The organism is Corynebacterium efficiens YS-314, assembly GCF_000011305.1.
GTDB classification, from domain to species: Bacteria; Actinomycetota; Actinomycetes; order Mycobacteriales; family Mycobacteriaceae; genus Corynebacterium; species Corynebacterium efficiens.
In genome coordinates this window covers 2,602,645-2,616,186 of sequence record NC_004369.1, presented here as the reverse complement: position 1 = coordinate 2,616,186, position 13,542 = coordinate 2,602,645, and the positions used below count along the sequence as shown (strand labels likewise).

Below are 13,542 nucleotides of genomic sequence, written 5' to 3'. Positions count from 1 at the left end.
CCAGAAAATCCCCAAACTTGTTTCCAGAAAGGGAAACCCACAATGAAAACTCTCAAACGGCGAGGCCTCCTCGCCAAGGCTGGCGCCCTACTGGCCGTAGCCGCGCTCGCATTCAGCGCATCCCCGTCGTATGCGCAGACAAACGACGTACCGGAGACGGCGAATGTCGTCATCACCAAGCTGGAACAGCCTACTGTTGCGGGTTCTGTTGCTAGTGGCCAGTCTCAGACCCTCCCCGAAGGAAGCAAGGGAATCGAGGATGTTGAATTCACTGCCTATCGTGTTCCTGTGTACAAAGCAGGAGAGAACGGGGATGAGCACCCTGCTCGTACCTCAGCGTGGCAGCAGGCAACAGCTGACATTGACCTTGATATGGCGAAAAGTCGGGTTGCTGAGCTTGCCACCCCTACAGAAGTAGCGCTGAACCCGACCAACGAAAATGGCGTAACTAACTGGTCAGCCGCTGCTGCCGGTCTCTACCTGATCCGCGAGACCTCCACCCCAGCAGGCGTCATCCCGGCTCAGGATTTCCTCCTGGCAGTGCCCATGACCAATCCTGAAGGAACAGGTTGGCTGACCGATATCTATGTCTACCCCAAGGGTTCGACCTTCAGCGCCAGCAAGAGCGTTGACAATGCAGCCAGCCTCAAGACAGGTGACCCCGTCACCTGGACAATCGAGGCCGGTATTCCCCTGATCCGTTCCCATACCAGCGGTGATCCCGTCGCACCCGCGGAATTCAAGATCGTTGATACATTCAACACTGCCGACCTGGAATTGGTCGGGGGAGCTAATGGAGTGACGGTCACTGTGCCTGGGATTGAATTTGTCACAGCCGATTACACCGTCGATGTCAATCCGGTAGTAGATGGGTTGACCACCGTCACAATCACCTTTAACGAAGGTGGCCTGGCCAAGCTGGTAGGCAAGGATGACGTCACCGTTGAGTTGAAAACCACCGTGCTCAAGGCGGGTGAAATCAATACTACTGCAACGATTACCGCCACGGATGATACACGCGCCACGACGGTAACCGACATCAAGCAGACAGTGAAGTACGGCAAGGTCACCCTGACGAAGAAGAATCAGAACGGCCAGCTCGCAAAGGACGCTGTGTTCCGGGTGTACGCAACTGAGGCCCACGCAAAGGCCAAGGGAGATAATCACCTGATAACCGCGACGAACAAGACCGGTATCTGGAAAACCGGAGAAGGCGGAAAAGTTATCCTCGATGGCTTCCGATTCAGTGATTTTGCCGACGGAGCAGACCAGGTTAAGGGGGCAGATGGTTCCCTCTACCAGACCTACTGGCTCGTGGAGATGACCGCCCCGGCGGGACAGCAGCTGCTCGCTGAGCCGGTCCCCTTCACCGTGACGGAGGTCGAAGACACGCTGGAAGTCACTAACACCGCCAACACCAACGCGTTCGTTCTGCCGCTCACAGGTGGCACCGGCACCGCGATGCTGACCATCCTGGGTCTCGGCATCCTGGCGATCGTGCTGTTCGTCGCACGCTCCCGTCGCAACGCTGAGGCGTAAAGCGCACAACCGGAATAGATAGGTTCATCGGCACCCGGAACCGGGTGCACCGTGGACAACACAAGGAAAAGAGGTGTTCACATGTCCCACTCACAGTTGAGCGGACGTGCGGGCACCTCTGTCCGTGTTGAGGGAAAGTCAAAGCCCGGAACAACGGGCAGGCGGCGGTGGATCTCCATTGGACTGCAGCTGCTTGCCATGCTCGGCCTGGCTGTCATGGTCTATCCACAGGCGGCGAACTGGGTGTCCACCCTGGGGCACCAAGCACAGGTGTCTGGCTACGTCCGGCAGGTTGACACCCTGGCTGACCCCGAGCGGGTGGCTGCGATCGAGCAGGCGAGGGCGTACAACACCGACATTCCGCGCGGGGTGCTCCGCGATCCCTACACCCCACGATTCGATGATCTCACCGTCGATGAGCGTTATGGTTCCTACCTCGACCAATTAAGAGTTGGGGACGGTGACGCCATCGGTGAGGTGAGTTATCCCGGCCTGGGGATCTCCCTGCCCCTCTACCACGGCACCACGGATGAAGTGCTTTCCAAGGGGGTGGGGCACCTGTTCGGCAGTTCCCTCCCCGTTGGTGGGCATTCCACCCACGCGGTGATGACCAGCCATTCCGGGCTGGCCAACGCCGAACTCTTTACTCGACTCCCTGAAGCACGAACCGGTGATATCTTCACTGTCACGGTGCTGGGGGAGAAGCTGTACTACGAGGTCAGGAATCTCGAAACAGTCCTGCCCCATGAAGCAGGTGCCCTGGAGGTCATCGAGGGGGAGGACTGGGTTACATTGCTGACCTGCACCCCGACCGGCATCAACAGCCACCGTTTCCTGGTGCAGGCACAGCGCATCCCAGCTCCTGCAGAGGAGGGTATACGTACCGTTGCAGGAGTTGGCCTGACGGCGGTCTTCCCCTGGTGGGCCCTGATCTTCCTGGGCGGATCAGCGCTGGCCGCCGTCCTGATCTTCAGCCCACCACGAAAGAAGCACCACGCTGGAAAGCACCGTCTCGGTGAGTCCCGCGCCCGTAGCGAGGAAGCACAGTAACGATGCAGATAGTGACTATGATGTTCCGGCCCCGGGTGAGACTGACCGGATTCATCGCCCTGTGCTGTGCGTTGTTTCTCGCCCTGGTGATGTCGGCTGTGCCGGTCCCGGCCGCGCCGGGGGATACCCGTTCGATTGATCCGGATGCGGTCACCAGCATTGAGATCCACAAGTTTGAACAGCCAGTCGTGGCTGGCACTGTGGCCAATGGTCTGCCCAGGGATACCAGTGGTCTCACACCTGTACCCGGCGCCACCTACACCGCGAAGCGGGTGCCGGGAATTGACCTGACCACCAACAGTGGTCAGCAGGCAGCCGCAGAACTTACCCTGCGCCAGGTTGCTGAGCGCACAGCTGGCGCGCCGGAGGCCGCCACTGCTGTCACCGATGACAATGGTCGCGCCACCCTCTCCGGTCTCGGGGTGGGCCTGTACTACGTGCAGGAGACCGTCATACCTGCTGGTTATGCGGGTGCTTCTCCCTTCGTTGTCGCTCTGCCGTTGACGCACCCCCAGCGTGGCGACGAGTGGTTGACCACGGTGTATGTCTATCCCAAGACCGCCAGGGTGGGGGTGGATCTTGAAGTCGTGGATCAGGATGCGGTGAAGATCGGTGACACCGTACGCTGGATCTCCCGTTCCGGTATTCCGCTCAGGTCCTCGATCACCGGTTACCGCGTTGACCAGATCATTCATCCCCAGCTCTCACTGACCGGTGGTACCGGGAATGAGACCAGTAGCGTCAGGGTGACGATTGAAGCCGGCGGTGAGGTCCAGGTGCAGGCGCAGATGAGATTCGCCTCCTTCGTCAGGCAGGTGGCCGATACCCCATCGCTGACGGCCAATGTTGATTACAGAACCAGTTATTCAGCCTCCACCCGGACTCTCCAGGTCCTGTTCCTCGAACCGGGACTGCGTAAATTGGAACAGGCCATCGCGGGCTCCCCCGGGGCCCGGGTCCGCATCGAGTACGACACCACGGTCTGGGGTGAGGGAGCCCTGCTCAACGAGGCTGTGCTCTACCCCAGCAGATATGCCCTTGATACCGGCAGCGGGGTCCGGGATGGGGCCAGCACCAAGTGGGGTCCGTTATCGGTCACCGTGATGCAGAGAGATGACCCATCCCGCCCGGTTGCAGGTGCAATCTTTGAGTTGTACGCAACACCGCAGGACGCCTTCGCACGCCGTAATCCGATCACCATCAACGGCGTCAGCCGGTGGGCCACCGATGACCAGGGGCGCCTGGTGATCAACGGGTTGAGGTTCTCGGAGTTTGTCAACGGTCTCGACCGTGAGTCATCTGATCCTCTTTTCCGTGACTACTGGGTGGTGCCGGTCAGCCTGCCGGATGGATGGTCCTGGGTTGATCAACAGCCGCTCGGTGGCACCGTGAACTCAGAGCTTGAATACCAGACTCTGGTCTACTTGGCGGAACAGAAACCGGATGATCCTGATACAGGAGAGCTAGGGCGCACCGGACTAGTATTCGGTTGGATTCCGATTCCATGGATTTTCGACTGGTTCGGGGGCAGCAGCGACGGCAGCAGTAGCGGAGTTTCCTCCCCGATGAACCCGGGTGAGCAACCAGGTAACCAGCCCGAAACACCAGCAGGCATCCAGCAGGATGCCTTAACCGATAGGAGTGGCCTTGCCTCCACGGGTGCCCAGGTGATCGGTCTCGTGATGTTCGGTCTCGTGCTAATGATCGCCGGTGCGTTCCTGGTGCTCGGTCGGAAACGCCGGAATGAGGAGATGGTGGAGCCGTGAGTGTCATCGTCGACAAGCCCACCGATAAGCCCAGGCCCAAGCACCGGCTGGACCGGGCGAACAAGCCCAAGCGCACCAGGAAGCAGAAGCAGCGCCTGGCCACCAATATCTTCCTGCAGATCTTCGCCATGTTCGGCATCGGTCTGCTCATCTACCCGGATGGTGCGGACTGGGTGAATTCGCTGGGGCACAATGCGGAGATCTCCGGGTATGTGCGCCAGATCGAGAACACACCGCCGGAGCAACGCCGGGAGATCCTGAACGCGGCGTATGCCTACAATGAGCAGCTTGACCCCGGCCCCCTGACCGACCCGTATCTCACGGAGGCCGAGGACGCCGCCCTGGACAGTGATGTCTACCGGGCGTATCAGGAGATGCTGCGCGTCAGCGGCACGGAGGCGATCGGTACCGTCAACTACCCGGAGGTGGGTATTTCCCTGCCTGTGTACCACGGGACCTCCGAGGAGGTCATCGCCAAGGGGGTTGGACACCTGTACGGCACCTCGCTGCCGGTGGGTGGTCCGTCGACACGCTCTGTGCTCACCGCGCACAGCGGACTGCCGCACGCGAAGCTGTTCACCCAGCTTCACGACGCCGAGGTGGGCGACATCTTCTGGATCTCCGTCCTCGGCGAGGAGCACTACTACCAGGTGCGTGAGCTGGAAACCGTGCTGCCCAACGAGACCGATTCCTTCCAGATCATCGAGGGTGAGGACTGGGTCACGCTGTTCACCTGCACCCCGGTCGGCGTGAACAGTCACCGCCTGCTGGCGCACGCCCAACGTATCCCGGCCCCTGAGGGCGAGGGGGAACGGCTGGTGGCCGGCGACGGTATCTCCGCGGGTTTTCCCTGGTGGCTGGTGATCTTCATCGGTGGGTCGGTGCTGGTCGCGCTGATGCTGTTCATGCCGGCGAAGAAGAAAAAGAAGAAGGCCACCGCCTGAAATATTGCTAAGTTGGGTGGGGATGACCAGCAATCCCTACACAGCCTTCCTGCCACTGCCGTACCGTTCCCGGGTGGAACCGGAGCACACGTGGTGGCAGTGGCGTGACAACAAAATCCACATTGCCCGCGCACGTCGCCCGAAGGCCCGCGCCCGCGTGCTGGTTGTTCACGGCATGGGCGCGCACAGCGGTGCCCTCTGGCCCCACGCCGCGGCCCTGGTGGACCGCGGTTTCGAGGTGCTCGCGGTTGACCTGCCCCTGTTCGGCCTCACCGTCTGCGACCCGACGGAGGTGCGTTACGACGACTGGATAGCCCTGCTCGTCGATCTCATCGAGGAAGAACACGACGGCCGACCCCTCATCCTCTTCGGCGCCAGCGTCGGGGGATTGCTGGCGGCGCATGTGGCGTCGAAAAGCACACACGTCGACCACGTGGTGGCGACCTGCCTGATGAACCCCGCCGACCCCCTCGCCCGGCGCAAGATGACCCGCTTCGGGTCGCTGGCCATCCTGACCAAACCGCTGCTCAAACTCGCGCCGGGGCGCAGGATGGTGCGGATCCGGTCCTTTGCGCGGATCTCGAAGATGAGCCGCAGTCCGGGGCTGTCCAAACTGTGTGCCAGTGATGAACTCGGCGGGGGAGTGAAGGTGCCCCTGCGGTTTCTCAGCTCCTACCTGCATTTCAGACACGACATGCCCACCGTGCCGGTCACCTTGGTGCACCCGGGACATGATGAGTGGACACCGGTGCAGCTCAGCCTGCGCACCCTCAAGCGCGCGAAGGGACCCACCGAGGTGGTCATGCTCCGCGAATGCGGACACTTCCCGATCGAGGAACCCGGACTGTCCGATCTCTTCGGGGTGTTCGAGCACCTGGAATAGAAGGGGCGTGGGGTCCGTTGGGATGGGTGGAACTGTTTGCCTAAGCGAAGTGAGGAACCCACCGTGGCTGCGAAGATGAAGATTGAAGTGTGGAGCGACATCATGTGCCCGTTCTGCTACATCGGTGAGAAGAAACTCGACGACGCGCTCGCCGGGTTCGCTGACGCCGAGCGTATCGACGTCGAATTCAAGAGCTTCGAACTCATGCCCGGCCTGGAGACCCACCCCATCCGCAGCACCAACGAGATGCTCGCGGAGACCAAGGGCATGACCGTCGAACAGGCACGCCAGATGAATGCCCAGGTCGCCCAGCTCGCCGCCGCCGTCGGTCTGGAGATGGACTCCGAGACCTCCATCCCGGCCAACACCATCAACGCCCACCGGCTCACGCACCTGGCCAAGAAGCACGGCAAGCAGAAGGATGTCACCCACGCCCTGTTCCGTGCCTACTTCGCGGAGCAGAAGAATGTGGATGACATCGATACCCTCGTGGCCATCGCCGAGGGCGTGGGCATCGACGGTGACGAGGCCCGATCGGTGTTGGAGTCCGATGCGTACACCAATGAGGTCCAGCGTGATGTCCACGAGGCCCGTCAGCTCGGCGTCACCGGTGTGCCCTTCTTCGTCTTCGACCGCAAATACGCCATCAGCGGGGCCCAGGATGCGGCGGTCTTCGAGGGCACCATCGAGAAGTCCTTCGGAGAATGGGCGGAGGCCAACCCGGCCAGCCCCTTCGAGGTGATCGAGGGACAGACCTGCTCGGTGGACGGTACCTGCAGTTAGCGCATCTGGGTTGGGGTGAAAACCCCAGTTCAGGGGGCGATTTTGCATAAGGAAAAATGTCACGTATATTCTTATCCAGTCGCCTACGCGACGAGCTCCCATCGTCTAGGGGCCTAGGACACCGCCCTTTCACGGCGGCGACACGGGTTCGAATCCCGTTGGGAGTACTATCTGCCCTCGCAGGTAGATAATTGCAGATGGCCCTGTGGCGCAGTTGGTTAGCGCGCCGCCCTGTCACGGCGGAGGTCGCGGGTTCAAGTCCCGTCAGGGTCGCAATGCACACTGGAGGCACTCACTTTCTTGCAAAGTGGGTGCCTCCAGTTTTTTCGTTCCTCCAGTTGAACGTTTCCGTTGGTTTGCATCGGCACGCCTGCGATTTCGGGGCCTGCAGGGCACAAACCAACGAAAACGTTCATCACTGATCTGCGAACATGTAAGTGATAGACTTCACAGGGTAGTTGCAAGTGTGGTGCCCGGCATCGGCAGGCCCCGGGTGGCCGCATCCACCGCACACCCTGTCGAGGACGGAAGACATCATGGATCTCTTTGAATACCAGGCCCGTGATCTCTTTGAAGCCCATGGCGTGCCCGTGGTGCGTGGTATTGTGGCCGACACCCCGGAGGATGCCCGTCGGGCCGCTGAGGAACTCGGTGGTCCCACGGTGGTCAAGGCCCAGGTGAAGGTCGGGGGCCGCGGTAAAGCCGGCGGTGTGCGACTGGCCGGGGATCCGCAGAAGGCCCAGGAGGCTGCCGGGGCGATCCTGAGCATGGACATCAAGGGGCACACCGTCGAACAGGTCATGGTGGTGGAGGCGGTGGATATCGCCGAGGAGTACTACTTCTCCATCCTCCTGGATCGCGCCAACCGTTCCTACCTGGCCATGTGCTCCATGGAGGGCGGCATGGAGATTGAAGTGCTGGCCAGGGAACGCCCCGAGGCCCTGGCCCGTGTGGAGGTGAACCCACTGACCGGCATCGACGATACCAAGGCCCGGGAGATCGCCCGGGCCGCAGGTTTCGACGACACCATCGCGCAGAAGATCGTCCCGGTCCTGCAGCAGCTCTACCGGGTCTACCACGATGAGGATGCCACGCTCGTCGAGGTGAACCCCCTGGTGCTCACCGCGGAGGGGGAGGTCCTGGCGCTGGACGGGAAGATCACCCTGGACGACAATGCCGATTTCCGCCATGACAACCGGGAGGAACTGGTGGGATCAGCTGGAACCACGGACCCGCTGGAGCTCAGGGCCAAGAAGAACGGGCTTAATTATGTGAGGTTGGATGGCACCGTCGGGATCATCGGCAATGGTGCCGGTCTGGTGATGTCCACGCTCGACATCGTGGCCGAGGCCGGCCAGAGACACGGTGGACAGGCACCTGCGAATTTCCTCGATATCGGAGGGGGAGCCTCCTCTGACAGTATGGTGGCGGGACTGGAGGTGATTATGTGCGATCCGCAGGTCCGCAGCGTGCTGGTCAACGTCTTCGGTGGCATCACTGCCTGCGACGAGGTGGCCAGGGGCATCGTCGGTGCTCTGGAGGAGCTTGGGGACGGGGCGGCGAAGCCGATTGTCGTCCGTCTGGATGGCCACAATGTGGACAAGGGGCGGGAGATCCTGGAGGAGTTCAACCACCCACTGGTCACTCTCGTCGCGGGAATGGATGAAGCCGCCGACCGGGCAGCCCAGCTCGCCGCGGAACAGCCCACCACCGAATTTGCCACCGTCACCAGCTAGGAGCACCCCATGGCCATCTTTCTCGATGACACCTCACGCATCATCATCCAGGGCATCACCGGCTCGGAAGGATCCCTGCACACCTCCCGCATGCTTGCCTCGGGTGCCACCGTGGTCGGGGGAACTAACCCCCGCAAGGCTGGGGAGACGGTGACACTGGGTGATACGGAACTCCCCGTGTTCGGCACCGTCGCCGAGGCGATGGAGGCAACGGAGGCGAACGTCTCGGTGGTCTTTGTGCCTCCCGCGTTCGCCGGAGAGGCGATGAGGGAGGCTATCGACGCCCGGATCCCCCTTCTCGTGGTCATCACCGAGGGTATTCCCGTCCGGGACGTCGCCGAGGCGTGGGCCCATGCACAACAGGTGGGATCAACCCGCATCATCGGCCCCAACTGCCCCGGCATCATCACCCCGGGGGTGTCACTGGCCGGGATCATTCCCGCGACGATCACCGGTTCAGGGCCTATCGGCCTGATCTCCAAGTCGGGCACCCTGACGTACCAGATGATGAACGAACTTGCGGATGTCGGGATCTCCACCGCCATCGGCATCGGCGGCGATCCCATCATCGGCACCACGCATATCGACGCCCTGCGTGCTTTCGAGGATGACCCCGACACCGAGGCCATCGTGATGATCGGGGAGATCGGCGGCGACGCGGAGGAACGTGCGGCCGAATTCATCCGCGATCATGTGAGTAAACCAGTGGTCGGTTATGTCGCGGGTTTCACCGCCCCGGAGGGTAAGACCATGGGGCACGCCGGGGCGATCGTGACCGGGTCCGTCGGCACGGCCCAGGCGAAGAAGGAGGCGCTCGAGGCGGTCGGGGTGCGGGTGGGTACCACACCGTCCGAGGCTGCCGAGATCATGAAGGAGATCATCGCCGACCGTTAGGGGGCGGGCGCTGTCGTGCGTCGAAAAGCATTGTTGAGCTGCGGATTTGTGGGTTAATGTGACATCTGTGTAAGGTATTCACTTGTGCGCAGGACGGAGCGACTGCTTCAGATAGTGCATGTTGTAAGGCCCTGTGGCGCAGTTGGTTAGCGCGCCGCCCTGTCACGGCGGAGGTCGCGGGTTCAAGTCCCGTCAGGGTCGCTTGAGATGTTCTATACTGTAGTTCATTCTCTGGCCAGATAGCTCAGTCGGTAGAGCGTTCGCCTGAAAAGTGAAAGGTCGCCGGTTCGATCCCGGCTCTGGCCACAATGTCCGCCCTTATCAAGGAATTGATGAGGGCGGTTTGTTGTTTTCTGTATAAAGGCCATTAGACAGGTCACACCGCGAGCAGAAAACCTCAAGGAGCACGCCCATGAGCGATGACACCGGCAAGATCGACATCACCCACCACGAGACCCAGAAACGTTTCGTCATCACCGTTGACGGCGAGGCGGCGGGGTTCGCCAGCTACGTCGACGGCACCGACTACCGCAACTTCAACCACACCGTCATCAAACCCGAATTCCGCGGGCGGGGCCTGTCCACGCCCCTGATCAGATATGCCCTCGATGATGCCCGGGACAATGGCATCCGCATCCACGACTCCTGCTGGGCGGTCGCCGGGTTCATCAAGAAGAACCCGGAGTATGAGGAGCTGAAGAAGTAGGCAACCCCCAGATGAATGTGGCCCGGTTCCCCTGTCGGGAACCGGGCCATGAGTGGATTCTGCTAGATGTAGTAGTCCGGGTCGACCAACTTGATGGTCTCATCCTTGCCACGCGGGCGGGCCTTGGCAGGGATACCCACCGCGATGTGGTTGGCGGGGACATCCTTGGTCACAACGGCGTTGGAACCGATGGCGGAACCCGCACCGACCGTGATGGGGCCGAGCACCTTCGCACCCGCACCGATGGTGACATTGTCCTCGATGGTGGGGTGGCGCTTGGTCTGGGTGAGGACCTGGCCGCCGAGGGTGACACCGTGGTAGAGCATCACGCCATCACCGATCTCGGCGGTCTCGCCGATGACCACCCCCATGCCGTGGTCGATGAAGAAACGTCGACCGATGGTGGCGCCCGGGTGGATCTCGATGCCGGTGAAGAAACGGTTCAGCTGCGACAGGATACGTGCGGGGCCACGGAAACCCGCCTTCCACCAGGCATGTGCGATGCGGTGGGCCCAGATTGCGTGAAGACCGGAGTAGACGATGGCGTTTTCAAGGTCCCCTCGCGCCGCAGGGTCATGGTCGCGGGCGTTGGCGAGGTCTTCGCGGATCATCTTCACAACTAAAAGCATGCAGGCAAGTCTAACAGCGAGCAGTTGGGCCTTCAGAGAATCCCACCTGGATTAATTCAGGGGGCTGATCCGGATTGGACACAGTCGAATGACAACCGCCCCTTCCCCGAACTGGCACGGGGAAGGGGCGGATGGTGATCGGCGGCTGATTAGTCGCGGATGTCCTCGTAGAGGACGGTGGAGACGTAGCGCTCACCGAAGTCACAGACGGTGGTGACGATGGTCTTGCCGGCGTTCTCCGGCTTGGCAGCCAGGTCCAGAGCGGCCTTGATGTTGGCACCGGTGGAGATACCACCCAGGATGCCCTCCTCGGTGGCCAGCTTGCGGGACCAGGTGACGGCATCCTCGTTGGAGATGGTGATGACATCATCGAGGATCTTACGGTCGAGGTTTTCCGGGATGAAGTTGGCGCCGATGCCCTGGATCTTGTGCGGGCCGGCCTTGCCAGAGGTCAGCAGCGGGGATGCCTCAGGCTCAACTGCGTAGACCTGGGCCTCCGGGTTGTGCTCCTTGAGCACGCCACCGACACCGGTGATGGTGCCGCCGGTGCCGAAACCTGCGACGAAGATGTCGAAGTTACCGTCGGTGTCCTCCATGAGCTCCTTGGCGGTGGTCTCGCGGTGGATCTCCGGGTTGGCGGGGTTCTCGAACTGGCGGGCCAGGATGGCGTTCTCGCGCTCGGCGACGATCTCATCGGCCTTGTCCTTGGCGCCCTGCATACCGGCTGCACCCGGGGTGAGGACGATTTCCGCGCCGTAGGCGCGCAGCAGGACGCGACGCTCGGTGGACATGGTCTCCGGCATGGTCAGGACAACCTTGTAACCGCGGGCTGCGCCGACCATGGCCAGGGCGATACCGGTGTTGCCGGAGGTTGCCTCGACGATGGTGCCACCCGGCTTCAGTTCACCGGAGGCCTCAGCGGCGTCGATGATGGCTAGACCGATGCGGTCCTTGACGGAGTTCGCGGGGTTGAAGGACTCGAGCTTCACCAGGACGGTGGCGTCCAGGCCCTCGGTGAGGCGGTTGAGTTTGACCAGGGGGGTGCGGCCGATGGTCTCAGTGATGTTGTTGTACACGTTGCCCATGAAGGGGGTGCTCCTTAACTAAACAGTTCTTTCAATGGAAAGTTCACCGGACGATCGGGATACCCGTGTGCGGATGATCGGGTGTCCCGCGCCCTATAGGTAGCGAGTCTACACCAAAGAGCATCGACTAAACAGACGGATCGGTCTACTTTTTCTAGACTGTTAGGTTTGGGCAGGTTAAGGAGTTTTCGGGAAGGTGAATTTAATTTGAGTGCCGTCCGGGCGGGTGGTGGGGCCGGGGTGTGATGGGCATTTCCTGACAAAATCATCAGATAGGCCCCCGCAAAAACGTGTTCTGCACCACTTGAATGGTGGGATCTTTTGGACTTTTCAGCCTAACTCGGGGGTGATTGGGTGTGGGTGGGCAGTAATCGCCCTTCGAAAGGTGGGAAAAGGTGGAAAATGCAGTGTGAACTGCATGTAAGCGGGCAGCGGGGGTGGAAGTTGCGGTGAGGGGGTAGGGTTGAGGGGGTGGGGAACTTTTTCTCATACCCCCAAAGTCAAAAGAATTCCTGCAAATAGTCAACATAGTCCGGCGGTGGAGGGAACTATGACTACCCCCAAAGGGGAGTTATACTGTACATCTGACGGATATTTCTTACTCGTCTGAGCCCCTTCGGGTGTACCAGCACGGGTGTAAAGCAGGAGGAAGACTACAAGGTGGATACCCAGCGGATCAAAGATGATGAGGATGCCATTCGCTCGGCGCTGGCATCGCTGAAGACCGCCACCGGCATTCCCGTGACGATGTACGCGACCGTCCTTCCGGACAACCGCCTTCAGATCACCCAGTGGGTTGGTCTCCGTACACCGGCACTGCAGAATCTGATCATCGAACCCGGTGTGGGTGTCGGTGGCAGGGTCGTGGCAACCCGTCGTCCGGTCGGTGTGAGTGACTACACCCGCGCCAATGTGATCTCGCATGAGAAGGATTCTGCGATTCAGGATGAGGGGCTGCACTCTATCGTTGCGGTTCCCGTGATTGTTCACCGGGAGATCCGTGGCGTTCTCTACGTCGGTGTTCATTCGGCAGTTCGTCTCGGAGACACCGTCATCGAGGAAGTCACCATGACCGCCCGTACCCTGGAGCAGGACCTGGCGATCAACTCCGCTCTGCGTCGCAGCGGGGCACCGGATGGTCGTGGGGCGCTCAAGCCGAACCGCGTCATGAATGGTGCGGAATGGGAGCAGGTCCGATCCACCCATTCCAAGTTACGCATGCTGGCTAACCGGGTGGCGGATGAGGAACTGCGCCGTGAGCTCGAGGAACTCTGCGATCAGATGGTCACCCCGGTCCGCGTCAAGCAGACGACCAAACTGTCAGCGCGTGAGCTCGATGTGCTTGCCTGTGTGGCGCTGGGCCACACCAATGTTGAGGCCGCAGAGGAGATGGGTATCGGCGCGGAGACCGTGAAGAGCTACCTGCGTTCGGTCATGCGCAAGCTTGGCGCCCACACCCGTTATGAAGCAGTCAACGCAGCACGCCGCATCGGGGCGCTGCCCTGATCTGTTCCGCCTGCTGAGAAA

General features: G+C 61.3%; 12 protein-coding genes and 4 tRNA genes. 14 read left to right on the top strand and 2 right to left on the bottom strand.

What is annotated here, in order from left to right:
• Positions 1 to 42: 42 nt before the first annotated feature.
• The 13 genes from CE_RS12175 to CE_RS12115 all read left to right on the top strand — a co-directional run bounded on the left by CE_RS12175 (position 43) and on the right by CE_RS12115 (position 10,301).
• Complete coding sequence (locus CE_RS12175; RefSeq protein ID WP_006769188.1) at positions 43 to 1,539, top strand: SpaH/EbpB family LPXTG-anchored major pilin; 1,497 nt, start codon at positions 43 to 45, stop codon at positions 1,537 to 1,539.
• 81 nt (positions 1,540 to 1,620) lie between these two features.
• A complete protein-coding gene (locus CE_RS12170) occupies positions 1,621 to 2,589 on the top strand; it encodes a class C sortase (protein ID WP_049783621.1) in 969 nt (322 codons plus the stop codon).
• A gap of 2 nt (positions 2,590 to 2,591) precedes the next feature.
• Positions 2,592 to 4,355 carry a SpaH/EbpB family LPXTG-anchored major pilin gene (locus CE_RS12165; RefSeq protein WP_006769190.1) on the top strand — a complete coding sequence of 588 codons (1,764 nt, stop codon included), beginning with the start codon at positions 2,592 to 2,594 and terminating at the stop codon, positions 4,353 to 4,355.
• Positions 4,352 to 5,299: a class C sortase gene (locus CE_RS12160; protein WP_006769191.1), complete on the top strand. Its 948-nt coding sequence runs from the start codon at positions 4,352 to 4,354 to the stop codon at positions 5,297 to 5,299. The genes CE_RS12165 and CE_RS12160 overlap by 4 nt, the downstream gene beginning before the upstream one ends.
• Positions 5,300 to 5,321: 22 nt before the next feature.
• On the top strand, positions 5,322 to 6,182 hold the full coding sequence (locus CE_RS12155; RefSeq protein ID WP_006769192.1) for an alpha/beta fold hydrolase: 861 nt from the start codon (positions 5,322 to 5,324) through the stop codon (positions 6,180 to 6,182).
• 63 nt (positions 6,183 to 6,245) lie between these two features.
• Positions 6,246 to 6,965 carry a DsbA family oxidoreductase gene (locus CE_RS12150; RefSeq protein WP_231295120.1) on the top strand — a complete coding sequence of 240 codons (720 nt, stop codon included), beginning with the start codon at positions 6,246 to 6,248 and terminating at the stop codon, positions 6,963 to 6,965.
• A 94-nt stretch (positions 6,966 to 7,059) separates the two neighbouring features.
• Positions 7,060 to 7,132: transfer RNA gene (locus CE_RS12145), tRNA-Glu, on the top strand.
• 32 nt (positions 7,133 to 7,164) lie between these two features.
• A tRNA-Asp gene (locus CE_RS12140) sits at positions 7,165 to 7,238 on the top strand.
• A 263-nt stretch (positions 7,239 to 7,501) separates the two neighbouring features.
• Positions 7,502 to 8,701, top strand: a complete 1,200-nt coding sequence (sucC, locus tag CE_RS12135; RefSeq protein WP_006769194.1) for an ADP-forming succinate--CoA ligase subunit beta — start codon at positions 7,502 to 7,504, stop codon at positions 8,699 to 8,701.
• A 9-nt stretch (positions 8,702 to 8,710) separates the two neighbouring features.
• Positions 8,711 to 9,595: a succinate--CoA ligase subunit alpha gene (gene sucD / locus CE_RS12130; RefSeq protein ID WP_006769195.1), complete on the top strand. Its 885-nt coding sequence runs from the start codon at positions 8,711 to 8,713 to the stop codon at positions 9,593 to 9,595.
• Positions 9,596 to 9,722: 127 nt separating this feature from the next.
• Positions 9,723 to 9,796: transfer RNA gene (locus CE_RS12125), tRNA-Asp, on the top strand.
• A gap of 32 nt (positions 9,797 to 9,828) precedes the next feature.
• Positions 9,829 to 9,901 (top strand) — tRNA-Phe (locus tag CE_RS12120).
• Between the two features lie 106 nt (positions 9,902 to 10,007).
• Positions 10,008 to 10,301, top strand: coding sequence for a GNAT family N-acetyltransferase (locus tag CE_RS12115; protein WP_006769196.1), 294 nt, complete (start codon positions 10,008 to 10,010; stop codon positions 10,299 to 10,301).
• A 62-nt stretch (positions 10,302 to 10,363) separates the two neighbouring features.
• Here the strand turns inward: CE_RS12115 and epsC are convergent, their stop codons facing one another.
• Together epsC and cysK are read right to left on the bottom strand one after the other, a co-directional pair.
• Positions 10,364 to 10,930 carry a serine O-acetyltransferase EpsC gene (epsC, locus tag CE_RS12110; RefSeq protein WP_006769197.1) on the bottom strand — a complete coding sequence of 189 codons (567 nt, stop codon included), beginning with the start codon at positions 10,928 to 10,930 and terminating at the stop codon, positions 10,364 to 10,366.
• A 149-nt stretch (positions 10,931 to 11,079) separates the two neighbouring features.
• Complete coding sequence (cysK, locus tag CE_RS12105; RefSeq protein ID WP_006769198.1) at positions 11,080 to 12,015, bottom strand: cysteine synthase A; 936 nt, start codon at positions 12,013 to 12,015, stop codon at positions 11,080 to 11,082.
• Between the two features lie 660 nt (positions 12,016 to 12,675).
• On the opposite strand from cysK, the gene ramA reads away from it, so the two are divergent.
• Complete coding sequence (gene ramA / locus CE_RS12100) at positions 12,676 to 13,521, top strand: acetate metabolism transcriptional regulator RamA (RefSeq protein ID WP_006769199.1); 846 nt, start codon at positions 12,676 to 12,678, stop codon at positions 13,519 to 13,521.
• Positions 13,522 to 13,542: the final 21 nt, after the last annotated feature.